General features: G+C 62.4%; 27 protein-coding genes. 9 read left to right on the forward strand and 18 right to left on the reverse strand.

Annotated elements, in window-relative coordinates; genetic code table 11:
* Positions 1 to 96: 96 nt before the first annotated feature.
* From CO676_RS03685 to CO676_RS03705, 5 genes are all read right to left on the reverse strand, one after another.
* Positions 97 to 435, reverse strand: coding sequence for an integration host factor subunit alpha (locus tag CO676_RS03685; RefSeq protein ID WP_014761724.1), 339 nt, complete (start codon positions 433 to 435; stop codon positions 97 to 99).
* 91 nt (positions 436 to 526) lie between these two features.
* A complete protein-coding gene (locus CO676_RS03690) occupies positions 527 to 1,498 on the reverse strand; it encodes a beta-ketoacyl-ACP synthase III (RefSeq protein ID WP_014761723.1) in 972 nt (323 codons plus the stop codon).
* Positions 1,499 to 1,516: 18 nt separating this feature from the next.
* A complete protein-coding gene (gene plsX, locus CO676_RS03695; protein ID WP_041413915.1) occupies positions 1,517 to 2,560 on the reverse strand; it encodes a phosphate acyltransferase PlsX in 1,044 nt (347 codons plus the stop codon).
* 199 nt (positions 2,561 to 2,759) lie between these two features.
* On the reverse strand, positions 2,760 to 3,311 hold the full coding sequence (locus CO676_RS03700) for a DUF177 domain-containing protein (RefSeq protein WP_097519698.1): 552 nt from the start codon (positions 3,309 to 3,311) through the stop codon (positions 2,760 to 2,762).
* Between the two features lie 68 nt (positions 3,312 to 3,379).
* Positions 3,380 to 3,919, reverse strand: a complete 540-nt coding sequence (locus tag CO676_RS03705; protein WP_041413914.1) for a ubiquinol-cytochrome C chaperone family protein — start codon at positions 3,917 to 3,919, stop codon at positions 3,380 to 3,382.
* A gap of 139 nt (positions 3,920 to 4,058) precedes the next feature.
* Between CO676_RS03705 and CO676_RS03710 the strand changes: the two genes are divergently transcribed.
* Entirely contained in the window at positions 4,059 to 4,568 is a 510-nt protein-coding gene (locus CO676_RS03710; protein ID WP_014761719.1) for an outer membrane protein assembly factor BamE, read from the forward strand.
* A gap of 70 nt (positions 4,569 to 4,638) precedes the next feature.
* Here CO676_RS03710 and CO676_RS03715 read toward each other — a convergent pair whose 3' ends face one another.
* The 4 genes from CO676_RS03715 to ribH form a co-directional block, all read right to left on the reverse strand.
* On the reverse strand, positions 4,639 to 6,774 hold the full coding sequence (locus tag CO676_RS03715) for a sodium-translocating pyrophosphatase (RefSeq protein WP_097519699.1): 2,136 nt from the start codon (positions 6,772 to 6,774) through the stop codon (positions 4,639 to 4,641).
* A 199-nt stretch (positions 6,775 to 6,973) separates the two neighbouring features.
* The gene (locus CO676_RS03720) at positions 6,974 to 8,203 is read right to left on the reverse strand and encodes an MFS transporter (RefSeq protein ID WP_014761717.1); all 1,230 of its coding nucleotides are present in this window, start codon (positions 8,201 to 8,203) and stop codon (positions 6,974 to 6,976) included.
* A gap of 6 nt (positions 8,204 to 8,209) precedes the next feature.
* Positions 8,210 to 8,692: a transcription antitermination factor NusB gene (nusB, locus tag CO676_RS03725; RefSeq protein WP_097519700.1), complete on the reverse strand. Its 483-nt coding sequence runs from the start codon at positions 8,690 to 8,692 to the stop codon at positions 8,210 to 8,212.
* Positions 8,689 to 9,150: a 6,7-dimethyl-8-ribityllumazine synthase gene (gene ribH / locus CO676_RS03730; protein WP_014761715.1), complete on the reverse strand. Its 462-nt coding sequence runs from the start codon at positions 9,148 to 9,150 to the stop codon at positions 8,689 to 8,691. Before ribH ends, nusB begins: the two co-directional genes overlap by 4 nt.
* Before the next feature lie 246 nt (positions 9,151 to 9,396).
* Here ribH and CO676_RS03735 point away from each other — a divergent pair, with 246 nt between their 5' ends.
* From CO676_RS03735 to CO676_RS35910, 4 genes are all read left to right on the forward strand, one after another.
* Positions 9,397 to 9,960 carry a cupin domain-containing protein gene (locus CO676_RS03735; protein ID WP_014761714.1) on the forward strand — a complete coding sequence of 188 codons (564 nt, stop codon included), beginning with the start codon at positions 9,397 to 9,399 and terminating at the stop codon, positions 9,958 to 9,960.
* A gap of 2 nt (positions 9,961 to 9,962) precedes the next feature.
* Entirely contained in the window at positions 9,963 to 10,499 is a 537-nt protein-coding gene (locus CO676_RS03740) for a GNAT family N-acetyltransferase (protein WP_097519701.1), read from the forward strand.
* Between the two features lie 329 nt (positions 10,500 to 10,828).
* Complete coding sequence (locus CO676_RS03745) at positions 10,829 to 11,179, forward strand: hypothetical protein (RefSeq protein WP_014761712.1); 351 nt, start codon at positions 10,829 to 10,831, stop codon at positions 11,177 to 11,179.
* Positions 11,180 to 11,352: 173 nt separating this feature from the next.
* Complete coding sequence (locus CO676_RS35910) at positions 11,353 to 11,586, forward strand: molybdopterin cofactor-binding domain-containing protein (RefSeq protein WP_014761711.1); 234 nt, start codon at positions 11,353 to 11,355, stop codon at positions 11,584 to 11,586.
* A gap of 264 nt (positions 11,587 to 11,850) precedes the next feature.
* Here the strand turns inward: CO676_RS35910 and CO676_RS03755 are convergent, their stop codons facing one another.
* The 7 genes from CO676_RS03755 to CO676_RS03785 all read right to left on the reverse strand — a co-directional run bounded on the left by CO676_RS03755 (position 11,851) and on the right by CO676_RS03785 (position 18,303).
* Positions 11,851 to 12,471, reverse strand: a complete 621-nt coding sequence (locus tag CO676_RS03755; RefSeq protein WP_097519702.1) for a riboflavin synthase — start codon at positions 12,469 to 12,471, stop codon at positions 11,851 to 11,853.
* Complete coding sequence (gene ribD / locus CO676_RS03760) at positions 12,456 to 13,559, reverse strand: bifunctional diaminohydroxyphosphoribosylaminopyrimidine deaminase/5-amino-6-(5-phosphoribosylamino)uracil reductase RibD (RefSeq protein ID WP_097519703.1); 1,104 nt, start codon at positions 13,557 to 13,559, stop codon at positions 12,456 to 12,458. Before ribD ends, CO676_RS03755 begins: the two co-directional genes overlap by 16 nt.
* A 21-nt stretch (positions 13,560 to 13,580) precedes the next feature.
* Positions 13,581 to 14,054, reverse strand: a complete 474-nt coding sequence (gene nrdR, locus CO676_RS03765) for a transcriptional regulator NrdR (protein ID WP_012707532.1) — start codon at positions 14,052 to 14,054, stop codon at positions 13,581 to 13,583.
* 12 nt (positions 14,055 to 14,066) lie between these two features.
* On the reverse strand, positions 14,067 to 15,362 hold the full coding sequence (gene glyA / locus CO676_RS03770) for a serine hydroxymethyltransferase (RefSeq protein ID WP_014761708.1): 1,296 nt from the start codon (positions 15,360 to 15,362) through the stop codon (positions 14,067 to 14,069).
* A gap of 182 nt (positions 15,363 to 15,544) precedes the next feature.
* On the reverse strand, positions 15,545 to 16,873 hold the full coding sequence (locus CO676_RS03775; RefSeq protein WP_097519704.1) for a murein L,D-transpeptidase: 1,329 nt from the start codon (positions 16,871 to 16,873) through the stop codon (positions 15,545 to 15,547).
* 349 nt (positions 16,874 to 17,222) lie between these two features.
* Entirely contained in the window at positions 17,223 to 17,735 is a 513-nt protein-coding gene (locus CO676_RS03780) for a MarR family winged helix-turn-helix transcriptional regulator (RefSeq protein WP_014761704.1), read from the reverse strand.
* Positions 17,736 to 17,865: 130 nt separating this feature from the next.
* Positions 17,866 to 18,303 carry a DUF6163 family protein gene (locus tag CO676_RS03785; protein ID WP_014761703.1) on the reverse strand — a complete coding sequence of 146 codons (438 nt, stop codon included), beginning with the start codon at positions 18,301 to 18,303 and terminating at the stop codon, positions 17,866 to 17,868.
* 184 nt (positions 18,304 to 18,487) lie between these two features.
* On the opposite strand from CO676_RS03785, the gene hemB reads away from it, so the two are divergent.
* The 4 genes from hemB (at position 18,488) to CO676_RS03805 (ending at position 21,923) form a co-directional block, all read left to right on the forward strand.
* Positions 18,488 to 19,501: a porphobilinogen synthase gene (gene hemB / locus CO676_RS03790; RefSeq protein WP_014761702.1), complete on the forward strand. Its 1,014-nt coding sequence runs from the start codon at positions 18,488 to 18,490 to the stop codon at positions 19,499 to 19,501.
* A 77-nt stretch (positions 19,502 to 19,578) separates the two neighbouring features.
* Complete coding sequence (locus tag CO676_RS03795; protein ID WP_097519705.1) at positions 19,579 to 20,043, forward strand: RDD family protein; 465 nt, start codon at positions 19,579 to 19,581, stop codon at positions 20,041 to 20,043.
* 185 nt (positions 20,044 to 20,228) lie between these two features.
* The gene (locus CO676_RS03800) at positions 20,229 to 21,008 is read left to right on the forward strand and encodes an arginyltransferase (protein WP_014761700.1); all 780 of its coding nucleotides are present in this window, start codon (positions 20,229 to 20,231) and stop codon (positions 21,006 to 21,008) included.
* A 3-nt stretch (positions 21,009 to 21,011) separates the two neighbouring features.
* On the forward strand, positions 21,012 to 21,923 hold the full coding sequence (locus CO676_RS03805) for a DMT family transporter (protein WP_097519706.1): 912 nt from the start codon (positions 21,012 to 21,014) through the stop codon (positions 21,921 to 21,923).
* 18 nt (positions 21,924 to 21,941) lie between these two features.
* Here the strand turns inward: CO676_RS03805 and CO676_RS03810 are convergent, their stop codons facing one another.
* Positions 21,942 to 22,265, reverse strand: coding sequence for a helix-turn-helix domain-containing protein (locus tag CO676_RS03810; protein WP_014761698.1), 324 nt, complete (start codon positions 22,263 to 22,265; stop codon positions 21,942 to 21,944).
* A gap of 150 nt (positions 22,266 to 22,415) precedes the next feature.
* A complete protein-coding gene (gene parC / locus CO676_RS03815) occupies positions 22,416 to 24,692 on the reverse strand; it encodes a DNA topoisomerase IV subunit A (protein ID WP_097519707.1) in 2,277 nt (758 codons plus the stop codon).
* Between the last annotated feature and the right edge of the window lie 128 nt (positions 24,693 to 24,820).

Below are 24,820 nucleotides of genomic sequence, written 5' to 3' on the forward strand. Positions count from 1 at the left end.
GCATGACTGGATTATTGCGCGATGATCGCACGAATCAGGCCCATTTCAATGGCTTATGGATGGGTTTTCAACCACATTTGTGGTTGCGGCTGTGCCTCAGGAGGCCGTTCCGGTCTGCTTCTGCTTGGCCTTTCGGCTGAGATGCGCCTTCAGGACCCGTTGCTTCAGCACGTTGGAGGCCTTGAATGTCATCACCCGGCGCGGCGAGATCGGCACCTCCTCGCCCGTCTTGGGGTTTCGACCGATGCGCTCGTTCTTGTCGCGCACCTGAAAGGTTGCAAAAGAAGACAGCTTCACGCTCTCGCCACGCACGATTGCGTTGCAGATCTCGTCGATGACGGTCTCCACCAGCTCGGCAGACTCCGTCCGAGACAAACCGACCTTGCGAAAAACCGACTCAGCCAAGTCTGCTCGCGTTACTGTTTTTCCGCTCATCTTCCCCCACCGATGTCTGGCATGCCGATCAGCGATTGAAGACTATTGCCCTTGCCTTTTTCGGTCAAGCGCCTGCGGTCATTCAATTTTTTTACCAGCGGATGAGAACGGAACCCCAGGTGAAGCCACCGCCCATGGCTTCGAGCATCACGAGATCACCCTTCTTGATGCGGCCGTCGGAGGCGGCTGTCTCGAGCGCCAGCGGAATGGAGGCCGCCGACGTGTTGCCATGGAGGTCGACGGTCACCACAACTTTTTCGTTCGGAATGCCCAGCTTCTTCGCCGAACCGTCGATGATCCGGCGGTTGGCCTGATGCGGTACCAGCCAGTCGACATCGTCGGATGACGTTCCCGTGGCTTCGAAGGCCGCCTCGATCACGTCGGTGATCATGCCGACGGCATGCTTGAAGACCTCGCGCCCCTCCATGCGGAGATGACCGACCGTACCGGTCGTCGAGGGGCCGCCATCGACATAGAGCTTGTCGCCGTGAATGCCGTCGGAGCGCAATTGCGCCGTCAGCACACCGCGATCGGCATTGGTGCCGTCGCCCTTCTGTGCTTCGAGAATGATGGCGCCGGCGCCGTCACCGAAGAGCACGCAGGTGGTGCGGTCCGACCAGTCGAGAATGCGCGAAAAGGTCTCGGCACCGATAACGAGGGCGCGCTTGGCGAGACCACCGCGAATATAGGCATCGGCCGTGGCGACTGCATAGACGAAGCCGGAACAGACCGCCTGCAGGTCGAAGGCCGCCCCATGGCGCATGCCGAGGCGGTTCTGGATATTGACTGCGGTCGCCGGGAAGGTGTTGTCGGGCGTCGAGGTCGCAACGATGATGAGATCGAGATCATCTGCCGTCATGCCGGCCCGCTCGAGCGCCGCGCGCGCCGCGCCCTCGCCGAGCGAGGCGGTCGTCTCGCCCTCGCCGGCGATGTGGCGCTGGCGGATGCCGGTCCGCTGCACGATCCATTCGTCGGACGTTTCGACCTTGGATTCCATTTCCTTATTGGTCATCACTCGCTTCGGCAGCGCTGCACCGAAGCCGCGAACGACAGAACGGATCATCTAATCAAACCTCTTCAATCATGCCGGCGGCAGGGCTTCGGTCGGCTCGGCGCCGTGGTAGCGTGCCAGGTCGGCCTCGATCTTGGCCTTCAGGCCGTTCTTCACCATGTCGTAGCCGACGTCGATCGCGGCGGCGAAGCCTTCCGCATCCGTGCCGCCGTGGCTCTTGATGACCACGCCGTTCAGCCCGAGGAATACGCCGCCATTGACCTTGCGCGGGTCCATCTTCTCGCGCACTCGGTCGAAAGCAGCCTTGGCGAAGACATAGCCTATCTTCGCTAGAAGCGTGCGCGACATGGCGGCACGGAGATATTCGGCGATCTGGCGGGCGGTGCCCTCGGCCGCCTTCAGCGCGATGTTGCCGGAAAAGCCCTCGGTCACCACCACGTCGACCGTGCCGCGGCCGATGTCATCGCCCTCGACGAAACCGTAGTAGTCGATCCCCTCGATATTGGCCTCGCGAATGAGCCGGCCGGCCTCCTTGACCTCTTCCTGGCCCTTGATCTCCTCGACGCCGACATTCAGCAGCCCGACGGAGGGACGCTCGACCTCGAACAGCGCACGGGCCATGGCGCCGCCCATCAGCGCGAAATCCATGAGCTGCTGCGCATCCGCGCCGATCGTCGCACCGACATCGAGCACGATGCTCTCGCCCTTGAGCGTCGGCCAGATGGCCGCGATCGCCGGACGCTGAATGCCTCGCATCGTGCGAAGGCAGAACACCGACATGGCCATCAGCGCGCCGGTGTTGCCCGCCGAGACCACGACATCGGCTTCATCGGCATTGATGGCGTCGATCGCGTTCCACATGCTCGACTTGCCGCGGCCGCGCCGCAGCGCCTGGCTCGGCTTCTCGTCCATGCCGACGGCGATTTCGCAATCTTGAAAAGTGCTGCTTGCCTGAAGCTTCGGGTACTTGGCCAGCAGTTCGGCGCAGAGCGCTTCCTGGCCGAACAGGACGAACTTTATGTCCGGGTGACGTTCGAGCGCTCTGGCTGCGCCGGGGATGACGACCTCCGGACCATAGTCGCCTCCCATAACGTCAAGTGAAATTCTGACCACGCGTGTCTTATCCCTTTTTCCCGCCACGCGACGCATTCCGCCCCTGCGCAATCCATACGCAACGGCGATTCGTCTCTCCTTCTGACACTTGGGCCAGAATGGCAGCGCGTCGGCACCACGGCCCCCTCGGCTGAAGTCGGGCCAAAATACTGCTTTTCGTCTGCGTGACAACCGAATTGTAAGCCCGGCCGATTCCGTTTCAATCCTTTTTCAAATCCTTCAGGACCGCGAACGGATTGGGCCGCTTGTCGTCTGCCGCCGAGCTTTCGATGCGCTCGCCGAAGACCGCGCCCTGCTTGCGGGGATAGGGATCGATCGCAAGCGCCACCTGCTCGCTGACGACCACGCCGACGTCGATCGTATCGCCGGAAAAGGTATCGGGAATGTCCGGACCGCTCGGATCGAGGATCATCTCGCCGCCGTCATTGTCGGCTTGCCGCGCCAGGCGGGAGCCCTCCGGCACGAAGATCGCCTCGACCGGCTCGGATATCTCCGCCTCGACAGGGCCCAGCGTGACGACGCAGGTCTGGACGAGCTCGGCCCGCACCTCGCCCTTGATCTTCACGCCATCCTTCTTCCAGCGTCCGATCTGCAGATCGGCGGCAAGCGAGCGGACCTCGTTGACCTTCCAAAGGGCAGCGAGCGCCCGCCGCTCGGTCTCGTTGGCGGACAGATGCACCCCGACCGGATTGGCCGAAATATGCCCCACCTTTACCGGATAAGAAAATGCCGGTTTGCTTTCGTGCTTCATGAGAAAAGATCCTTCCTGCAGCGCCCGCCTTAGCCCGTTGCGCAAATGCCGCTGCGCTGCCGGGCGCCCTATTGGCTCACCGCCGGTGGAACGCGCAACTGTCCCGTTTCGACCAGGTCTTCCGGAACTTCCGCGAGCCCGGCTTCGACGGAAATGAGATAACGTGCCAAGCCTATCATCGTCGGCGCGTCCTCTTGCTGCGGATGAAAATTGCGCCGCAGCGCGTCGGCAAGAGCCTGCCTGTCGCCATTCTCGAGCGCAGCCGCATAGGATTCCAGGCGGCCATAGAACATGCCGGCGAACTTTTTCATCTTCTTCGGCACGCTGACATCGCCGACGCCAAGCTCTCGGATCGAGTGGTCGACATCCTCGAAGAAGGCATCGACGATCTCCTGCGCGATTTCCTGGCCGGTGCGTGCCGAGGCCCGGGTGCGGCGGAAATAAAGGATCAGGATCGCCGACAACATCTCGAAACGGCCCATCACCGTATCGGGCACATCGAGGTCGGTATAGAGAAACGGCTGGCGCGCCGCCGCGGTCAGAAGCGCATACTGGCGCTCCACAATCGCAATATTGCCGCTTTTTCTCTTGAACAGTCCAAAAATCATAACAAAGCCCAACCGTGGCTTTCTCGAATTCATGGGCACGCGCCCATGACGTTGTTGCATGATAGCCGAAGCTGGTTTACCGAAGCAGGCACGAATTGCAATGGCGCATATGCCATCGTTACTCCAAGGGGAGCAGTCGTTGACGAAGCGGTATCTGACAACAAACCTGAAAGTTCTTGGCCGTGCCGTGATCGTGGCTTCCCTATGCACTACAGCGCTTGCCGGCTGCCAGGCAATGGATGTCGGCGAAGTCCTGCACCAGGGCTATGTCGTCGATCAGGAAACGTTGAACCTCGTTCCCGTCGGATCGAGCCGCGAACAGGTCATGCTGTCGCTCGGCACCCCATCGACCACCGCGACGTTCGACAACGAGGTGTTCTACTACATCTCGCAGAAGCGCAAGCGCCCGGTCGCCTTCATGAAGCCGAAGCTGATCGACCAGTCGATCCTCGCCGTCTATTTCGACAAGGAGGGCGTCGTCAGCCAACTTGCCCACTATACGATGAAGGACGGCAAGGTGTTCGACATGCTGACGCGGACGACGCCGACCGGCGGCAAGGAAACGAGCTTCCTCGGCCAGCTCTTGACCGGCCCCGGTGCCGGACAGGCTGCGGCGCGCAACCTGTTCAAGAACTTCGGCAACAACTGACGAAATGCCTTTTCACAACAAAGCCCGCGGAACCGAGTTCCGCGGGCTTTTCTGTTGAAGGGGCGTAGCGTCAGGCGAGCACGGCGAGCAGCAACAGGGCCACGATATTGGTGATCTTGATTGCCGGATTGACGGCCGGACCAGCCGTATCCTTGTAAGGATCGCCGACCGTGTCGCCGGTGACCGACGCCTTGTGCGCCTCCGATCCTTTCATGTGGCGCGTGCCGTTCTTGTCGACGAAACCGTCCTCGAAGCTTTTCTTCGCATTGTCCCATGCCCCGCCGCCCGAGGTCATCGAAATCGCCACGAAAAGCCCGTTGACGATGACGCCGAGCAACGAGGCGCCGAGTGCCGCGAAGGCCGAGGCCTTCGAGCCGGAAATCAGCAGCACGCCGAAATAGACGACGATGGGTGCGAGAACCGGCAAGAGCGAGGGAATGATCATCTCGCGGATCGCCGCCTTGGTCAGCATGTCGACGGCACGGCCATAGTCCGGCCGGTCCTTGCCTTCCATGATGCCCGGCTTTTCCTTGAACTGTCGGCGCACTTCCTCGACGACGGCGCCGCCAGCCCTTCCGACGGCGGTCATGGCAATGCCGCCGAAGAGATAGGGAATGAGACCGCCGAAGATCAGGCCGGCGACGACATAGGGGTTCGAGAGATCGAACGAGATCGTTCCCACGTCGGCGAAGTAGGGGTGCTTGTCGCCATTCGCGGCGAAATAGGTGAGGTCGTTCGAATAGGCCGCAAACAGCACCAATGCACCGAGCCCCGCAGAGCCGATAGCGTAGCCTTTGGTCACAGCCTTCGTCGTATTGCCCACTGCATCCAGAGCGTCGGTCGACTTGCGCACCTCGGGCGGCAGGTGCGACATTTCGGCAATGCCGCCGGCATTGTCGGTGACCGGGCCGAAGGCATCGAGGGCGACGATCATGCCGGCGAGGCCCAACATGGCGGTGACGGCGATCGCGGTGCCGAAAAGACCGGCGAGCTGATGGGTCGTGATGATGCCGCCGACGATGACGATCGCCGGCAAGGCGGTCGATTCGAGCGAGACGGCGAGGCCCTGGATCACGTTGGTGCCGTGGCCGGTCACCGAGGCCTGAGCGATCGAGTTCACCGGCCGCTTGTTGGTGCCCGTATAGTATTCGGTGATCACGACGATGAGCGCGGTGACGACGAGGCCGATGATGCCGCAAAGAAACAGGGCCCAACCGGTGACGTCCTGCCCTGCAACGGTTCCGATCGAACCCCAGCCGATCGTCAACGACGTCGCTGCGCCAAGACCGAAGATCGACAACACGCCCGTGACGATCAGGCCTCGATAGAGCGCGCCCATGATCGAGCCGTTGGTGCCCAGCTTAACGAAGAACGTGCCGATGATCGAGGTGATGATGCAAGCGGCGCAGATCGCCAGTGGGTAGACCATGACGGTCGCGAGGATCGGCGCGCCGGCGAAGAAGATCGATGCGAGGACCATGGTTGCCACCACGGAGACCGCATAGGTCTCGAAGAGGTCCGCGGCCATGCCGGCGCAGTCGCCGACATTGTCGCCGACATTGTCGGCGATCGTCGCCGGGTTGCGCGGATCGTCTTCCGGAATTCCGGCTTCCACCTTGCCGACGAGGTCACCGCCGACATCGGCACCCTTGGTAAAGATGCCGCCGCCGAGGCGGGCGAAGATCGAGATCAGCGAGGCGCCGAAGCCGAGTGCGACAAGCGCATCGATGACCTCACGTTCGGCCGGTCCATGGCCGAGGCCGACGGTGAGAATGAAGTAGTAGACCGAGACGCCCAGGAGCGCGAGGCCTGCCACCAGAAGACCGGTGATCGCACCGGATTTGAAGGCGATATCGAGACCGGAGGCGAGGCTGACCGATGCGGCCTGGGCCGTGCGGACATTGGCCCTGACCGAAACATGCATGCCGATGAAGCCGGCCGCGCCCGAGAGCACCGCGCCGATCAAGAATCCAATGGCGGCCGCACCCGAAAGCAAAACCCATGCAGCGAAGAATACGACGACACCGACGATGGCAATGGTTGTGTACTGACGCGTGAGGTAGGCCTGCGCCCCCTCTCTGATAAAACCTGCGATCTCCTGCATGCGGGCATTCCCCTGGTCGGCGGCCATCACCGACTGTGTCGCCCAGATGGCATAGGCCACCGAAAGCAACCCGCATGCGATAACGCCCAACAATATGGTCATTTCGCACTTTCCTCCGTTTAAACCCGCGGCCTCAACTCCCTGCCGCCGGCCCCTCTGTCCCGCGAATCGCATGCCCCTCCTCAAGCGGCATGCCCCCACGGCGCGGCCAGAGTGCGGTTGCGATGGTGGATCGTCAAGCCCCTGAAATTGCCGGCATGCCGGCCTCTGAGGGTCAGGCTTTCAGGAAGCGAGCGTGGCTTCAGGCGGCCGCTCTCTTGCTCGAACGCATCAGGAGGACGAGGAGCAAAAGGCAGAGGCCCGCCACCGGCCAGATGACCGCGTTGAGCATGTCCCAGCCGTAGGCGGCCAGAACCTTGCCGGAGGCGAAGGACGAGACGGCAACAGTCGAAAACAGCACCACGTCGTGGAAGCCCTGGACCTTGTCCGCCTCATGCGGTCGGTAGCTCTGGGCGACGATTGAAGTCGCGCCGATGAAGCCGAAGTTCCAGCCGAGCCCGAGGAGAACGAGAGCGCCCCAGAAGTTCCAGAGCGCCAAGCCAAGATGGGCGACGGCCGCACAGCCCATGAGCAACATGAGCCCGCAGGCGACGACGCGCTCCGCGCCGAAGCGGGTTATTAGCCAACCTGTGGCGAAGCTCGGAGCGAACATGGCAAGCACGTGCCATTGGATCCCAAGCGTCGCGAGATCGCTCGAAAAACCGCAGCCGACGACCATGGCGACCGGGGCGCCGGTCATCATGAAGGTCATCAGCGCATAGGAGGAGATGCCGCAGACCATCCCGGTCAGAAAGCGCTGGCTGCCGGCGATCTCGCGGAGCGAACGGGCGGGTAGACCCGCTTCTGCGGATGACGCCTTCGTGGCTTCCGGGAGCCGCAGGGGGATAAAGAAGAAAAGGGCGAAGAGGCAGACGGGTATCAGCGCGACGAAGGCACCGGCGAACCATACGGGTGCGAAGAAGTCGCCGGCCAAGATGACGATCTGAGGACCAAGGACCGCCGAGACGATGCCGCCGCCGAGAATCCAGGAAATTGCCGATGCTTTGTAGAAGGACGGCGACGCATCCGCGGCGGCGAAACGCAGCTTCTGGGTGAAACCGCTCGAGGACCCGAGAATAGCCAGACCGGCTGCAAAAAGCCAGAAACTCGCCTGGAAAAGAGCGGCCGCCGTGATCATGCCGCCGATCATGGCAACCGTCGCGCCAGCCATGAAGGCAAAGCGCCGTCCGATCGATCGCGACAGGATCGCCACCAAGATGACGCCAAGCGCCATTCCGACATTGAATGCGGTCAGCGGCGCGGTCGCGAGCGACTTGTCGTCGCCGAGCAATTGATGGCCCGCAATACCGCCGACGGCGAAGCTGATCGGCCCGACGACGCCGAGCAGCGCCTGGGCGACAGTCAGCAGAAGGACGTTGCGGCGGGCCTCGCGAAGAACCGTTCCGATGTCGTCCCCGGCCGCAACAAGCATGAGGGGCTATGTCCGCTGCTCGCCGCGGATCTGCTTGGCGATGCGGTCGAGGACAGCGTTGACGAGCTTCGGCTCCTCGTCCTCGAAGAAGGCCTTGGCGATCTCGACATATTCGGTAACGATCACCGGAACCGGTACGTCCCTGCGCTCGAGCAGTTCGAAAGTGCCGGCGCGCAGGATGGCGCGGACGGTGGAATCGAGTCGCGAAAGCGCCCAATCGTCCTGAAGCGCCGATCCGATCAACGGGTCGAGCTTGCGCTGGTCGCGCACGACGCCGGAGACGATCGAGCGGAACCAGGAGGCGTCCGCCTTGAGATAGGTCTCGCCGTCCAGTTCCTGGCCAAGACGATGCGCCTCGAACTCGGCAACGATCTCGAGCACGCCGGTTCCGCCGACTTCCATCTGGTAGAGGGCCTGAACGGCCGCAAGGCGCGCGGCGCCACGCTGGTTGACCTGCTTCAGCGGCTGATCCGAGGGGGTGTTCGTCACTGTTCTTTACTCAGCTTGTTCTTCAGTTCGATCATGGTGAGCGCGGCACGCGCGGCAAAGCCGCCCTTGTCGCCCTCCGAGCGACGGGCACGCGCCCACGCCTGTTCCTCATTCTCCACCGTCAGGATGCCGTTGCCGAGCGCCAGGCTCTCGCTCACGGCGAGATCCATCAAAGCACGCGCCGACTCGTTCGCCACGATGTCGAAATGATAGGTCTCGCCGCGAATCACCATGCCGAGCGCAACGAAGCCGTCGTAGTCGGTTCCGCCTTCGTCGGCACCATCGAGCGCCATGGCCAGTGCCGCGGGAATTTCCAGGGCGCCCGGAACCGTAACGATATCATAGGTCGCGCCGGCTGCGTCGAGCGCATGCTTCGCCCCGTCGAGCATTGCGTCGGCCATATCGTCATAGAAGCGCGCTTCCACAATCAGGATGCGGACCGGCTTGGTATTCGCCATGGATCACCTGTCTTGAAATATGGGCCGGCCTCGGCCAGCGCAGGCGGCGGTCAAACCACGGCCTGCGCAGAATGGCAAGCAAATTCCTGCATGCGGAGGCCATTTGCCGCGCCATCTTCCGCCTCAGGCTGCTCCGGTGACGGTTCCGGCATATACTAGCTTTAAAACCTCAAGTATATTGCGGCCGATTCTGCAAGGTGAAGCTGTTCACGCTGCGGAAGGGCCGCCACGGCCGGGAGGAAAGCCATGACGGAAATCCGCAAACCGATCGTCAGTCTCGACCAGCTCGGCCTCGACCACTGGCGCCGCGGCTCGTTCTTCGAATCGCGCGACGCCTCGTTCGGTGCGCTTCTCGGCCTGAAAGACCTCGGCATCAGCTATGGCGAGGTGCCGCCGGGCAAATCCGGCTGCCCCTTTCACAACCACCATGTCGAGGAGGAATTGTTCATCATTCTCGAGGGAGAGGGCACATACCGCTTCGGCGGCGAACGCTATGCCGTCGGGCCCGGCGACGTGCTCGGCGCACCGGCTGGCGGTCCTGAAACGGCGCATCACCTGATCAACACAGGAACGTTGCCGCTCAAGTATCTGTCGATATCGACCATGGCCTCGACCGAGATTTGCGAATATCCGGACTCCGGCAAGTTCCTGGCCAGAACCCGGCGGTCCGACACGCGCGAGGCTTCGTTCGACTTTATCGGCCGGCCTCAATCGGCAACCGACTATTGGGATGGTGAGCCGGGCTGCGCTCAGGACCTAACTTCACCTTCTCCATCAGCCAAACCGGCCCCATCAGCCAAACCGGAGTGAAAATGCATCGTGTGCCCGTAATCGAGACCGAGCGGCTTCTCTTGCGCCCCTATCGGCGCGACGATTTTCCCTGCTACAGCGCACTCTTCGCGGACGGGGAAGTGACGCGTCACGTGGGTGGCGTGCCCTACACGCGCGAACAGTCCTGGACGCGGTTCTTGCGCCAGGTGGGGATGTGGCACTATTTCGGCTTCGGCTTCTTTGCGATCCAGGAGAAGGACGGCGGTGCGTTCATCGGCGAGGCCGGATTCCATGATCCCCACCGCGAGATCACACCATCGCTCGAGGGAACGATGGAGATGGGCTGGGCACTTTCGCCGAAGTGCCATGGCCGCGGCTTTGCGACGGAGGCGGTCTCCGCCGCACTCGCCTGGGGCGATCGCGAGTTTCCCGCCCTTAGAAAGACCTGCATCATCGAACCCGGCAATGAGGCTTCGATCCGGGTCGCGCTCAAGCATGGTTTTAGGGAATTCCGGCGCACGACCTATCACGGTAGACCGATGCTCATGTTCGAACGCCGGTCGACGGGCGCAGTCTGAGCCAAGGCCAGGCTCCGGCGTCCATTTTGCCGGGCTTGTTGGCACCCGCGAACATGAACGATTTTTAACTATTTTTCAGGAACTTACGCCTCGGAAATGGCCACATTCCGGCCCAGTTTCGTAACCGTTGGCACGGCGCGACACCGGAAGCAACGGGGAAACGCCACCCCAACCAGTCGAAACAATCCAGCGCCACTTGCTGCGGATGACCCCACCCGCAAACGGTCCGTGCTGGCCAAAGCGGAGCCGCGCGACCGGCTCAGCAATCGCAACGAGTCATGCGTTCGATTGCCTGCCCGGGCCGCAACCGCGAGCAAAGGAGCATGACAATGAACCGCATCGCGACTTTTTCCGTCATCGCCGCCCTCTCCACACTGAGCTTCGGCGGCATCACCTATGCCACGGACGCCAAGATGAACTGGCCGAGTCACATCGACCACACCGTTCGCGCCTTCAAGGGCGACAATGTCAGAGTCGTCGACGTCGACACGTTGAACCAGGAGAACCAGACCCGGATGTGGATCGATGAGGCAACGGCGGAACAACGCACCGCCCTGCTCGCAGCAGTCGATGCCAACAAGCCCTTGGCATCCAAGCTGAAGGCGCAACGTGTCGAGATGAACAACATCGCCGGCGCCGAGGAAGCCGCCGACGGTGGTTTGACAATCTACGTTCGCTGACCTCCTCGAAAGCAGTACCGGACGGGAAACCGCGCGGTTTCCCATCCCGCCTCAAGGCGGCGTCCCCGATCGGGGACGCCGCCCCGCATTTCGCCCACTGCAACTGCACCAAGCGCGTTTCAATAGCGCAATCGACAAAGTATAGTTCGCCTGCAGTTCGCGCTAGCGGCTACATGTATTCCTGCCCGAACGTGCGCACGCAGTACAGACTGCGGCAGCTCGAAATCGGTACGCCGAACCATATGCGCGGACCGGGCGAGGCGAGTGGCATCTTCGCGCTCGAATGCGCCTTGGATGAACTGTCCTACGCCCTCGGGCTCGATCCTGTCGAACTACGGCGGCGGAACGAACCCGAGATCGATGAGAGCGAGAACAAGCCCTTCTCCAGCCGCTCGCTGATGAAATGATAAGACCTCGCCGCCGAGCGCTTCGGTTGGTCGCATCGGGTTTCCGAACCGCGCTCCATGCGCGACGGTCGTCTCCTGATCGGCATGCGTGTGGCCTCGGCCACCTATCCGGCCTACCACGCGCCGTCCACGCGACCGGCAGGCGCGTGCGCACCCTGCCGATCCGAATAGAGGATGTACTGACCGCTTAGGTACCTTTCGCACCGACTGGAGAGGATCAAAATACCGCCATCCGCCGTCGAAACCCTTCGGCCGCCATCGACATCATTCTCCCTGGGAAACGGGAAACTCGGCGAGCCGGGCCGCATAGCGCGCCATGGTATCGACCTCGAAATTGACGTGGTCGCCGGCCCGGCGTTCACCCCAGGTGGTGACTTCGAGCGAATGGCGGATCAACAGCACGTCGAAGTCGGCGCCATCGACCCGGTTGACGGTCAGAGAAGTGCCGTCTAGCGCAACGGAACCCTTCGGCGCAACAAAGCGGGCGAGATGTTCCGGCGCGCGGAGCCGGAAGCGCACCGCGTCGCCTTCCGGTTCAACGGCGAGAATTTCCGCCTGGCCGTCCACATGGCCGGAAACGATGTGGCCGCCGAGCTCGTCGCCGATCTTCAGCGAACGCTCGAGATTGATGCGCGTGCCCTCTTGCCAGCCGGAAACGGTCGTCAGCCTCAACGCCTCTTCCCAGGCCTCGACTTCGAACCAGCGCTCGTTGCTGCCAGCCTCCGGCAGGCCCGTTACGGTCAGGCACACCCCGGCATGGGCGATCGAGGCTCCCATGTCGATCGTCTTCGGATCATAGCTGGTGGCGACGCGAAGCTTGATGCCTTCCCGGAGCGCCGTGACCTTCTCCACGGTGCCGATATCGGTGATTATGCCTGTGAACATCCGGTATCTCTTTCGTAATCGTCGAAAATATCATCGCCGTAACGGGCCGTTCGCTTGAGCGAAAACCCGGCGGGTACGGTCGTCCGACCAAATGGGGATCGGATGCCGTCTGCGCCAATAGTCGCCGGCCCGTTGTACAGCAGAATTCGATCGACCAGCCCCGCATCGAGAAACTGGCGCGCCGCCCGCGCGCCGCCTTCGACCAGAAGCGAGGAAATGCCGCGCGAGGCCAGCGCCGTCAAAAGATCGGCAACGGTATCGGCATTCAACACTTCGACGCCGGCTTCTTCCAGCGCGCTGCGCCTCGCTGTTGCGGCCCGATCGAGCACCGAATCTGCGACGGCGATCATTGGGACCGCACCGGCCGAGCGGACGAGCTTCGATTCGACCGTCAAGTCTAGACGTCGATCAAGGACGATACGGATTGGCGAACGCTCTTCAAGCCCAGGTAACCGAACGGTGAGTTCCGGATCGTCGGCATTTGCCGTACCGGCCCCGACGAGGATGGCATCCGTCTCGGCGCGCAACACCTGGACCTGGGCGCGCGAGACCGCACCGGTGATCCTCAGCTGCCCTTCCCCCTTTCGTCCGATCATGCCGTCGGCCGAGACGGCGAGCTTGAGGGTGACATGCGGCCGCTTCATCCGCTGGCGCATAAGATAAGCTTCCAGCACCCTCTCGCCCTCGTCGCGAAGGACACCGATGTCGACTCCGATGCCGGCGTCGCGGAGCATCACGACCCCGCGACCGGCCACGCGCTCGTCTGGGTCCAGAAGGCAAACGACGACGCGGGCGACGCCCGAGGCGATAAGCGCGTCGGCACAGGGCGGCGTCTTGCCATGATGCGAACAGGGTTCGAGGGTGACATAGACGGTCGCCCCCCTCGCCTTCTCACCTGCGTCGGCAAGAGCCTGCGATTCCGCATGCGGGCGTCCGCTTGGCGCCGTCACCGCTCGGCCGACAATCGTTCCGTCCTTGACGATAAGACAGCCGACGGAGGGATTGGTGGAGGTCAGACCGAGATTGCGGCGGGCGAGGCGCAATGCCGCCGCCATGAATCTCTCGTCCTCACGCGTCGGCCCGCCCATGCGCTCCTCCGCTAACTAGAGCTATTCGCTGGGATCGCGCGCGATCTTGGCGCTGATCTCGGCAATGACCTTCTCGAAATCCTCGGCGTGGGAAAAATCCCGATAGACGGAGGCGTATCGCACGAAGGCGACATCGTCGAGGCTCTTCAGGGCCTCAAGCACCTGTAGGCCGATTTCCTCCGAGGGAATCTCCGTCTCGCCGGAGCTTTCCAGGCGGCGGACGATACCAGACACCGCCCGCTCGATACGGTCACGATCGACCGGGCGCTTGCGCAGGGCGATCTCGAAGGAGCGCAAGAGCTTGTCCCGGTCGAAGGGCACCTTCCGACCGGTCTTCTTGATAATCATCAGCTCACGCAACTGCACCCGCTCGAAGGTCGTGAAGCGGCCGCCGCAATCAGGGCAGATGCGGCGGCGGCGAATGGCATTCCCGTCCTCAGCCGGACGGGAATCCTTCACTTGACTGTCTTCGGAACTGCAATAGGGGCAGCGCATGCAACCTTCCGATCACATGTAGCCGTACATCGGGAAACGGTCGGTGAGCTTCACCACCTTTTCGCGAACGGCGGTTTCGACGGCCGCATTGCCCTCGTCGGAGTTGGCCGCCTTCAGACCATCGAGCACCTCGACGATCAGCTCGCCGATTTCCTTGAATTCCGCCTCCTTGAAGCCGCGCGTCGTGCCGGCCGGTGCGCCGAGGCGAACACCGGAGGTGACGAAAGGCTTTTCCGGATCGAAGGGAATGCCGTTCTTGTTGCAGGTGATGTAGGCGCGGCCAAGCGCCGCCTCCGCGCGCTTGCCGGTGGCGTACTTCTTGCGCAGATCGACCAGCATCAGGTGGTTGTCGGTGCCGCCGGAAACGATGTCGAGGCCGTTGGCCTTCAGCGTTTCGGCAAGGGTGCGGGCATTCTTGACGATCTGGGCCGCATAGTCCTTGAAAGAGGGCTGCAACGCCTCGCCAAACGCAACGGCTTTGGCAGCGATCACATGCATCAGCGGACCGCCCTGGAGGCCTGGGAAGACTGCCGAATTGATCTTCTTGGCGATATCCTCGTCATTGGTGAGGATCATACCGCCACGGGGGCCGCGCAGCGACTTGTGCGTCGTGGTCGTCGCGACATGGCAATGCGGGAACGGCGACGGATGCTGGCCACCGGCGACAAGGCCGGCAATGTGGGCCATATCGACCATGAGCCAGGCGCCGACTTCATCGGCGATCTCACGGAAACGCTTCCAGTCCCAGATGCGCGAATAGGCGGTGCCGCCGGCGATGATCAGCTTGGGCTTGTGCTTGCGGGCCTTCTCGACGACATCGTCCATGTCGAGCAGGTGATCGTCTTCGCGCACACCGTAGGAAACGACGTTGAACCACTTGCCCGACATGTTCACCGGGGAGCCGTGGGTCAGGTGGCCGCCGGAATTGAGGTCGAGGCCCATGAAGGTATCGCCCGGCTGCAGGAGCGCCAGGAACACCGCCTGGTTCATCTGCGAACCGGAGTTCGGCTGCACGTTGGCGAAATTGACGCCGAAGAGCTTCTTGGCACGGTCGATCGCCAGTTCCTCGGCGATGTCGACATATTGGCAGCCGCCGTAATAGCGCTTGCCCGGGTAACCCTCGGCATATTTGTTAGTCATGATCGAGCCCTGGGCTTCGAGCACGGCACGGGACACGATGTTCTCGGAGGCGATCAGCTCGATCTCATGGCGCTGGCGACCCAGCTCCTTCTCGATCGCACCGAAGATTTCCGGATCGCTGTCGGCGAGAGAGCGGGTGAAGAAGGCGTCATTGGTCTGTGCAAGCATCGCGCGAGGCTCCTCTCAAGGGTGGCTGTTCTTTAGCTTCCTCGCACGCCGAGAGCAATATCCGCTGTGCGGTTTGCGCCATTTCCACCATCCGCCGCGCCCATATATCGCGGCCGAGTAGACATGAAAAAGCCGCGCATCCTGGAATACGCGGCCTTGATCGAAAAATACGGCACTTTTGCTTATTGCGGCAAGGCGTCGGCGTCGATGGGGCCGGGCGATTGCTCGACTCCGGTCGTCGTCTGCAGGGCCAGTTCCGCGGCGCCGTCGCGCTGATAAATATCGTCGCGGAACTGGACGACGCGATCCTTCGCCGACCAGGCGGTGACGTAGGTGAAATAGACCGGCACCTCTTCGGCAAGCTTGATCGGCGTGTTGACGCCCGTCTTGATGGTCGCCTCGATCTGCTGGCGCGACCAGCCGGGCGTCTCCTTGAGCAGCCAGTTCGAGAGGTCGCGGACGTTCTGCACGCGCACACAGCCCGACGATTCGAAGCGCATCAGCTTGTTGAACAGGCCTTGCTGCGGCGTGTCGTGCATGTAGACCGCATGCTCATTGTGGAAGTTGATCTTCGTCGAGGACATGGCGTTGATCTTGCCGGGATCCTGCCGGAACATCAGATTCGGCGCCTTTTCGGCATTCCAGTCGACCGTTTCAGGCGACACTTCGTTGCCGCTTCCGTCGAAGAGGCGGATGGCGTTGCGCTCGAGATAGGTCGGGTCCTTGCGCATCAGCGGCATGATGTCCTTCTGGACGATCGAGCGCGGCGCGGTCCAGTAGGGATTGAGGATGACCTCGTAGATCTTCGAATTGAGGATCGGCGACTGGCGGTCGATCTTGCCGACGACAGCGGCATGACGCAACACGACGCGGCCGTTCTCTACCGCCTCGATATAGGCGGCGGGAATGTTGACCATGACATAGCGGCGGCCGAGATCGCCCGACATCGACTGAAGCCGCACAAGGTTGGTCTCGAGTTGGGCCAGCCGCGTCGCGGCGTCGACGTTCAGTGCCTTGAACGTATATTCGCCGATCACGCCGTCCGCCGGCAGACCGTGGCGGGCCTGGAAGCGCTTGACCGCGCCGTCGACGTAGGAATCGAAGGAAGAGGAAATACCGGCGGACCGCGGCAGGTCGCCGGAGACCATCAGGCGCTGACGCAGCTGCTGGACGGAGGGATCGGTGACGCCAAGCTCGAGCCTTACACCGGTCTGCGGAACCTGGGGCCAGCCGCCGCCGGCGACGATCTGCTGGTAATCGAAGATTGCCTGCTGCACATGGCTGATCGTCTGAGGGCCGAAAACCGGTGTATTGGAAAGAACTGCTGTCGCGGTGCGCGAGGCCTTGGCATCGAACTGGTCATCCCAGGAGCCGCGACGCGGCGAATTGATGAGTTCGCCCAGTGCGTCCTGGGCACTGGCGGCGCCTGCCCATGCGGCGGCACCGAGCGTTGCGGCCGAGCGCAGAAACGCGCGGCGCGAGAAAGCATCAATTCCGTTCTTTTTCGACATAGTCCCACCATCAAATGCGCCAATACGCGCGCTGCCCGAGCCCTAGCACAAACGTGGTTAACAAAGGTAAACCCGCGTGCCCACCCGGCTCTCAAGTTGCTTTCACGATCGTGCGAGCGAGAGCCAATCGGCAGGCGGGCCACGAAACGAATCGCCGCCACAGACGCAATTGCGCACCTGCCGCATGGTAGCGTCGCTGTCATAGTAATATGGCCAATTCGTGTCTCGGCCTACCCGGGCGGATAGAGCGGCGAGGGCTTGGACGACAACTCGATGGAGAAAAACCAGCAAAGGTCGGACACGCAGGGATTGCGCCCGACCCTTGAGGCTGGAGATGCGTACGCCTTACTTAGAGGCGATACATGATGCTGTCGTTCCAGAAGCGGTCGAGGCGCTGCAGGAGCTTGTTCATCTGGGTGAACTCATCCGAACCGATGCCGCCGACCTTATGGATCGAGCCGACATGGCGCTCATAGAGCTTGGCGACGGTCTCGGCAATCTCCTGGCCTTCTTCCGTCAGACTGATGCGGACCGAACGACGGTCGATGCGGGAGCGCTGATGGTTGATGAGGCCTAGATCGACGAGCTTCTTGACGTTGTAGGAGACGTTCGAACCGAGATAGTAGCCGCGGGAGCGAAGTTCGCCGGCGGTCAGTTCTGAATTGCCGATGTTGAAGAGCAGCAGCGCCTGAACGGCGTTGACGTCGCTGCGGCCCTGCCGGTCGAATTCGTCCTTGATGACGTCGAGCAGACGGCGATGCAGACGCTCGACAAGGTGAAGGGATTCCATATAGAGACCACGGATCGTCTCTTCCTGCGGGTCCCGGGGAGCAGCTACCTGCGGCTTCATCTTCGTGTTCATTTTCGTGCCTCACTGTTTCGTTTGGCGGTGTTTCTTTGTCTTCCCGCCTTGAGTGAGACCCTATCGAATACGTATAAAATTCTACTTAAACCGCAGCCTTAACATGTACTTACTATCCGTCGACACTGTCTCAGGGTGAATCAACCCTTACCTGCCGCGCCTGGCGCAGGCGCTGCCAGAAGATCGCCGCACGGAAAAGTACGAAGGTGACGGCGACCGATCCATGTAGCACGAGGAGCAGCGGACGGGCGCCGAGCATGCCCGGATAGAACTCGACCATGGCGACTTCGATCGCGGCCGCAAGCACCCAGACAACCGGCCCCCAGGAGACGAGCAACCAGAGCCCAATGGCGGCGACCGGATAGAGGACGGCGAGCGCCGTTGCCGCAGCGCGCCACTCCGCTGCCAGCAGATCGAAACGCCCGGCGCCGCCGTGGGAAAAACCGATCAGCATCGCCCAGTAATTCAGCGCGAACCAGAAGCAGGAGGCCGAGACCAGGCGCAGGAACCAGCCGAACAGCACTTCGGTGAGCGATGGCTTCGGCACATGAGCAGAATCGTGAAGCATGGCCGGCAAGATAGGCCGAGTGCCGGCAATCCACCAGCCGCAAATCAAGAGCACGCGCCCGAGCCGCTGCGCGCGGAGAGGAAATGCCGCAGCCCCTCACCGCGTGATGCGGTTTTCAATCTGCCGAGGCGCGTGATAAACCGCCTTTGACCGACGCAGATGAAGGAAGAAGGACGCGGGCGCGATGAACGACAGCACAAATCTTGTGGACAGGATCACCGGGCACCGTCGCATGCGCCGCAACCGCAAGGCGGACTGGACACGCCGCTTGGTGCAGGAGAACCGGCTCGCCGTGGACGACCTGATCTGGCCGATCTTCATCGTGCCGGGCAAAGGCATCGCTCAGCCTATCGAAGCAATGCCCGGCGTCAACCGCATGAGCATCGACAGGGCCGTCGAGGCGGTCAAGGAGGCGGCCGACCTCGGCATTCCCGCCGTCGCCACCTTCCCGAATATCGAGATGGCGCTCCGCGACCAGACCGGCTCGAACAGCCTTGCCGCCGACAATCTCATCAACCAGGCGACGCAAGCGATCAAAAAAGCCGTTCCGAATATCGGCGTCATTACCGACGTGGCGCTTGACCCCTTCACCAGTCACGGCCATGACGGCATCCTGCGCGATGGCGAGATCGTCAACGACGAGACGGTGGAAGCGGTGGCGCGCGCCGCAGTCGTCCAGGCGGATGCCGGCTCCGACATCATTGCGCCTTCCGAGATGATGGACGGGCGGATCGGCGCGATCCGCGAGGCGCTCGATGCCAGCGGCCACCATAATGTCGGCATCATGTCCTATGCGACGAAGTTCGCCTCCGCCTTCTACGGCCCCTATCGCGAGGCGATCGGCACCGGCGGGCTGCTGAAGGGCGACAAGAAGACCTACTATATAGATCCGGCCAACGGCACCGAAGCGATCCGCGACGCCGCGCTCGACGTCGAGGAAGGCGCCGACATGCTGATGGTGAAACCGGGCCTGCCGTATCTCGACATCTGCTGGCGGATGAAGGAAGCCTTCGGCCTGCCGGTCTTCGCCTATCAGGTCTCGGGCGAATACACGCAGATCAAGGCGGCGGCCGCCAACGGCTGGATCGACGGCGAGCGCGTCATGCTCGAGACGCTGCTCTCCTTCAAGCGAGCCGGCTGCGACGGCATCCTCAGCTATTTCGCCGTCGAGGTGGCTAAGATCCTGGCGAAGCGGTGAGCGGCCGGTTCGCGCGAGAGACGCATTGTTTTGACGAATTCGGTCCCCATATGTGATCGAAACGACGCGAGGCTGACATGAGCATGCACAACCAAGAACTCCGACTTCCGAGCCAGGACTGGCGCGCTTACCAGGGTGTTCTGTCGCGCCGGGTGTTTGCCTTCATTATCGACTACCTGGTCGTCGCGCTCCTGTGGATTCCGGCTGCGGTTGTCGTGTTCTTTCTCGGCATCCTGACGCTCGGCCTCGGATTCTTCCTCTATCCCGTGCTCTTCGCTCTCGTGGCGATGCTGTATTTCGGACTGACTGTCGGCGGCCGCGAGCAGGCGTCGCCAGGGATGAGGATCATGGGCGTGGCGATCGCCCGGACGGATGGCCGGCCCATGGATTTCCTGACGGCAATCGTCCACCTGGCGATCTTCTGGATCGCCAATGCGCTGTTGACGCCGCTCATCTTGCTGATCGGACTGTTCACGGATCGCGGCAGGCTGCTGCACGATCTTCTGATCGGTACCGTCACCGTCCGGCGCGACATGTATTGACGGCGCCCGGACCGTCGAAAACGACTGTGCCGCGGCCCGGATGAACCCGGGTCAAACCGGAAGCATCTCCAGACGAAGAATTGCCGGCACTTTGCTCGCTCCTTGCGGAACGAGTGTGTTGACGTTTTTATTTCTTCGGCCATCCTATTGCAGAGTAACTTCGCGAAGAGTGACCCCCACGCTCGATGAACACGCAGACCACATCGTCTCCGCAATTCTACCTGACCGCACCGGCAGCCTGTCCGTACCTGCCGAACGAGATGGAACGGAAGGTCTTCACCCACATGGTGGGCGAGCGCGCTCCCGAGTTGAACGATCTTCTGACCCAGGGCGGTTTCCGCCGTTCGCAGAACATTGCCTATCGCCCGGCCTGCGAGACCTGTCGCGCCTGCATCTCGGTGCGCATCCTGACCAATGAATTCTTGCCCACCCGTTCGATGCGCCGCGTGCTCGCGGCCAACGAGGACGTGGTCTCCACCGAATACCCGGCCGAACCATCGAGCGAGCAGTACAACCTCTTCCGCCGCTATCTGGATTGCCGGCACCAGAGGGGGGGCATGTCGGACATGTCAGTGCTCGACTACGCAATGATGGTCGAGGACACCCATGTACACACGAAAATCATCGAATACCGCTTGAGGGCCGAGGGCGACGGCATCAGCGAAAAGGCCAAAGGCCCCTTGATCGCCACGGCACTCACCGACCGGATGTGCGACGGGCTGTCTATGGTCTATTCCTTCTTCGATCCGGGCCTTGCAAACCGGTCCCTCGGCACCTTCATGATCCTCGACCATATCCGCCGTGCAAAGGAACGCGGCCTGCCGCACGTCTATCTCGGCTACTGGGTCAAGGGATCGCGCAAAATGGGGTACAAAACAAAGTTTTTGCCGCAGGAGCACCTTATGGCCCGCGGTTGGGAGCGTTATGCTGGCGGGGAAGATTCTCCTGAAACCGCCACGGATTGACGATTGACCCCCTCCTCTGACGCCGCCCGGCATCGGCGCGGCCTTGCCATCACCGGCCTCGGCGGCCTTGCGCTTTCCTTCGACATCCCGCTGATCCGTTCGGCAGACGGCGAAGTCTGGTCGATTCTCGCCGTGCGCAGCCTGTCGACCTTTGCGGTGGCGATCGCCGCCTGGTTCTTTATCAATCGCGTGCTGGGCCGCCAGATTGCGCTGATCCCCGGCAAGGCCGGGCTGATCGCCGGCCTCTTTTACGGCATCAATTCCTTCACCTTCCTGCTCGCGGTGTTCAACACCTCGACAGCAAACGTCGTTTTCATCCTCGCCTTCACCTCGATGTTCGCGGCAATTCTCTCCTGGATCTTCCTGAAGGAGCGCCCCTCCAACGCCACGCTGCTGACGATGGCGATCATGCTTCTCGGCGTCGGGGTGATCGTGCAGGACGGGCTCGAAAGCGGGAACCTGTTTGGCGACGCGATGGCCGCCTGCTCCGCTTTCCTGCTGGCGAGCGCCATCGCCATCAGCCGCGCCAGCGGACGGGACATGGCGCTGGTGCCGCTAACGACTGCGATCTTTCCAGCCCTGGCGGCGCTCACGCTTTTGCCGGCGAGCGGCATCGCCATTGCCGCACCGGGCTATATTCTCTTCAATGGGCTGGTGATGATCCCTGTCGCCTTCTTTTGCCTGGCGACGGGCCTGCGTTATCTCTCGGCACCGGAAGTGGGGATGTTCTACCTGCTCGAGACGATTCTGGCACCGATCTGGGTGTGGATGGTCTTTTCCGAGACGCCCACTTTCCAGACGCTCGTCGGCGGCACCATCCTCATCATCGCCCTGCTTGGTCATTCGCTGTGGCAGATGCACAGCAAGGCGGCAAAGGCGCAGCTACCCTGTGCCGAATTGCCATTTACCGGTTGACGGCCGCTCGCCCACCGGTCACTGCGGGGTGGTAGAAGCAGGCCCCGTCTCCTCAATCTGCGTGCGCATCGCCCAGAGCTCGCGATTGGTGTTGATCCATTCCGCCGCGACTTCCAATGGGGCCGGATCGGCGGCGATCATCTCTCGATCGTCCTGGTGCCGCCGGGTAATCAGCCCCGCCTCCTCCAGAATCACCATGTGACCTGACAGCTCGTCCTGTTCGGCACCGACCGCAACGGCGACGTCCGCAACGGCGGATTCGCCGGCAAATAGGACTTCGAATATGCGGCGGCGTGTGGGATCGGCGAGCGCCAACAATGTATCGTCAAGAGCCGGGATCATCGCGTTCCTCTCTCCGGCGCATCATTCGTCAAATCGCGGCCGATTTAAGGAAACATCGCGGAGTTGCGGCGGCAGCGGGAAAAGACGCAGGAGCTGTGGATAACCACGGGGCACCCGCCGGCAGCAGGTGCTAGAGTCTAGGTCGGGCAATCAGCCACTGAACCTGCCGCTTCGCGGAAAGCCCTTCGGCACGGTGCGACCGGCGCCGGCGCGGTCGCCTAGCCACTCGATCAGCTCATCCCTCACCTTCGTGAAGACACGGCCAGCACTGTCTTCCCAGGTGAGGCCCTCGGCCATGGTGAAGCAGCGGATGTCGGAGATGCCGCCGTCCTTGTAGCGCTGCAGGCGCACGCCCTTGCCGCGCGCCATCTCCGGTATCTGCGGCAGCGGGAAGACCAGCATCTTGCGGTTATCGCCAACGACGGCGACGTGATCTCCCTTGACCGGCACGACGAGCTTCGCTTCGTCCGGCATCACGACGTTCATCACCTGCTTGCCCTTGCGGGTATTGGCGACAATGTCGCTTTCGGTGACGACGAAACCGTTGCCGGCAGCGGACGAGACAAGGAGCTTGCGCGCCGGATCGTGGACGAGCGCCGTCAGCACGTCCTGATCGTTTTCCATATCGACCATGATTCGCAACGGCTCACCATGGCCGCGGCCGCCCGGCAGCTTGTCGCCGCCGAGTGTGTACACCTTGCCGCCGGTGGTGAAGACGAGAATCTTGTCCGTCGTCTGCGCGGGGAACGCCACCTTCAGCGCATCGCCGTCCTTGAACTGCAGCGAAGACGAGTCCGACATGTGCCCCTTGAGCGCCCGGATCCAGCCCTTTTCCGAAATGACGACGGTGATCGGCTCCTTCTCGATCATCGCCTGCTGAATGGCTTCGACATCCGCCTCGGGAGCGTCGGCGAAGGTGCTGCGGCGCTTGCCGAGCTCGGTCGCCTTGGCGAACTTCTTCTTGACCTCGCCGATTTCCCAGGCAACTGCCTGCCACTGTTTGTCATCGGAGGCGAGCAGGGCCTCGATCTCCGCCTTCTCCTTCGACAGCGCGTCGAATTCGGTGCGGATCTCGAACTCCTCGAGCTTGCGCAGCGAGCGCAGGCGCATGTTGAGGATCGCTTCGGCCTGGACATCGGTCAGCGAGAAACGCTCGATCATCACCGCCTTCGGCTCATCCTCTTCGCGGATGATACGGATGACCTCGTCGATGTTGAGATAGGCAATCAGATAACCGCCGAGGATCTCGAGCCGCCGATCGATGGCGGCAAGCCTGTGGCGCGATCGCCGCTGCAACACCTCACGGCGATGCGCCAGCCATTCGCTCAGCACCTCGTTCAGCGCCATGACGCGCGGCACGCGGCCCATCGACAGCACGTTCATATTGAGCGGAATGCGGCTTTCGAGCTCGGTCAGCTTGAACAGCGATTCCATCAGGATATTGGCGTCGACCGAGCGGCTCTTCGGCACGAGCACGACACGGACATCCTCGGCCGATTCGTCGCGGATGTCCTCGAGCAGCGGCAATTTGCGCGCAATGAGGAGCTCGGCGATCTTTTCGATCAGCCGCGACTTCTGAACCTGGTAGGGAATTTCCGTCACGACGATCTGATAGCCGCCGCGCCCCAGATCCTCGACAGTCCAACGCGCCCGGACGCGGAAGCCGCCGCGGCCGGTGCGGTAGGATTCGAGCATGCTGGCGCGACTTTCGACGATGATGCCGCCGGTCGGAAAGTCCGGCCCCTCGATACCGCCGCGCTGCGGATTGGCCGGATCGAACAGCAGTTCTTCAACCGTCGCGTTCGGATGGCGGATCAGATGCAGCGCCGCGTCGCAAAGCTCATGCGCATTGTGCGGCGGAATGGACGTCGCCATGCCGACTGCGATGCCGGACGCGCCGTTGGCGAGGAGGTTCGGGAAGGCGCCGGGAAGGACGACCGGCTCCTGGTCCTCCTCGTTGTAGGTCGGGCGGAAATCGACGGCATCCTGGTCGATGCCCTCGAGGAGGAGGGCCGCGACCTCGGTCATCTTCGCTTCGGTGTAACGATAGGCGGCGGCGTTGTCGCCGTCGATATTGCCGAAGTTGCCCTGTCCGTCGACGACCGGGTAGCGCTGCGAAAAGTCCTGCGCGAGTCTCACCAGCGCATCGTAGACCGACTGGTCGCCGTGCGGGTGGAACTTACCGATGACGTCACCGACGATGCGCGCGCATTTCTTGAACGAGGTATTGGGCCGCAGCCCCATCTCGCTCATCGCGTGGATGATGCGGCGGTGGACCGGTTTCAATCCGTCGCGGACATCCGGCAGCGCGCGATGCATGATGGTCGACAGCGCATAGGCGAGATAGCGCTCTTCCAGCGCCGCCTTGAGGTCAACCGGCTGAATGTTGTCGTCCCCGCCAGAAGGCGGCAAAAGGCTTTGTCCCATGCATCCTTGCTACCGCAACAGGCGCGCCGCGGCAAGAATCCGCGTCAATCGCTCTGTGGAGAACGCTTCACAGCCACTTGCCTATACCTCGGGTTGCAGTCATCGAAATTCCCCGGGTAATTTTCCGG

The organism is Sinorhizobium sp. BJ1 (genome assembly GCF_002531555.1).
GTDB classification, from domain to species: domain Bacteria; phylum Pseudomonadota; class Alphaproteobacteria; order Rhizobiales; family Rhizobiaceae; genus Sinorhizobium; species Sinorhizobium fredii_B.

Excerpts from the sequence above, each read along its gene's own strand:
- CO676_RS03705 (WP_041413914.1), bottom strand. The coding sequence starts at position 3,919 with ATGATTTTTGGACTGTTCAAGAGAAAAAGCGGCAATATTGCGATTGTG.
- CO676_RS03735 (WP_014761714.1), top strand. The coding sequence starts at position 9,397 with ATGACGGAAATCCGCAAACCGATCGTCAGTCTCGACCAGCTCGGCCTC.
- CO676_RS03720 (WP_014761717.1), bottom strand. The coding sequence starts at position 8,203 with ATGCTTGTTGCGGCCGGGGACGACATCGGAACGGTTCTTCGCGAGGCC.
- CO676_RS03685 (WP_014761724.1), bottom strand. The coding sequence starts at position 435 with ATGAGCGGAAAAACAGTAACGCGAGCAGACTTGGCTGAGTCGGTTTTT.
- ribH (WP_014761715.1), bottom strand. The coding sequence starts at position 9,150 with ATGGCGAATACCAAGCCGGTCCGCATCCTGATTGTGGAAGCGCGCTTC.
- CO676_RS03715 (WP_097519699.1), bottom strand. The coding sequence starts at position 6,774 with ATGACCATATTGTTGGGCGTTATCGCATGCGGGTTGCTTTCGGTGGCC.
- CO676_RS03775 (WP_097519704.1), bottom strand. The coding sequence starts at position 16,873 with ATGTCGAAAAAGAACGGAATTGATGCTTTCTCGCGCCGCGCGTTTCTG.
- CO676_RS03785 (WP_014761703.1), bottom strand. The coding sequence starts at position 18,303 with ATGCTTCACGATTCTGCTCATGTGCCGAAGCCATCGCTCACCGAAGTG.
- CO676_RS03740 (WP_097519701.1), top strand. The coding sequence starts at position 9,963 with ATGCATCGTGTGCCCGTAATCGAGACCGAGCGGCTTCTCTTGCGCCCC.
- CO676_RS03795 (WP_097519705.1), top strand. The coding sequence starts at position 19,579 with ATGAGCATGCACAACCAAGAACTCCGACTTCCGAGCCAGGACTGGCGC.
- CO676_RS03800 (WP_014761700.1), top strand. The coding sequence starts at position 20,229 with ATGAACACGCAGACCACATCGTCTCCGCAATTCTACCTGACCGCACCG.
- CO676_RS03755 (WP_097519702.1), bottom strand. The coding sequence starts at position 12,471 with ATGTTCACAGGCATAATCACCGATATCGGCACCGTGGAGAAGGTCACG.
- CO676_RS35910 (WP_014761711.1), top strand. The coding sequence starts at position 11,353 with ATGTATTCCTGCCCGAACGTGCGCACGCAGTACAGACTGCGGCAGCTC.
- CO676_RS03690 (WP_014761723.1), bottom strand. The coding sequence starts at position 1,498 with ATGATCCGTTCTGTCGTTCGCGGCTTCGGTGCAGCGCTGCCGAAGCGA.
- glyA (WP_014761708.1), bottom strand. The coding sequence starts at position 15,362 with ATGCTTGCACAGACCAATGACGCCTTCTTCACCCGCTCTCTCGCCGAC.
- CO676_RS03780 (WP_014761704.1), bottom strand. The coding sequence starts at position 17,735 with ATGAACACGAAGATGAAGCCGCAGGTAGCTGCTCCCCGGGACCCGCAG.
- hemB (WP_014761702.1), top strand. The coding sequence starts at position 18,488 with ATGAACGACAGCACAAATCTTGTGGACAGGATCACCGGGCACCGTCGC.
- ribD (WP_097519703.1), bottom strand. The coding sequence starts at position 13,559 with ATGGGCGGGCCGACGCGTGAGGACGAGAGATTCATGGCGGCGGCATTG.
- nrdR (WP_012707532.1), bottom strand. The coding sequence starts at position 14,054 with ATGCGCTGCCCCTATTGCAGTTCCGAAGACAGTCAAGTGAAGGATTCC.
- CO676_RS03810 (WP_014761698.1), bottom strand. The coding sequence starts at position 22,265 with ATGATCCCGGCTCTTGACGATACATTGTTGGCGCTCGCCGATCCCACA.
- CO676_RS03700 (WP_097519698.1), bottom strand. The coding sequence starts at position 3,311 with ATGAAGCACGAAAGCAAACCGGCATTTTCTTATCCGGTAAAGGTGGGG.
- CO676_RS03745 (WP_014761712.1), top strand. The coding sequence starts at position 10,829 with ATGAACCGCATCGCGACTTTTTCCGTCATCGCCGCCCTCTCCACACTG.
- parC (WP_097519707.1), bottom strand. The coding sequence starts at position 24,692 with ATGGGACAAAGCCTTTTGCCGCCTTCTGGCGGGGACGACAACATTCAG.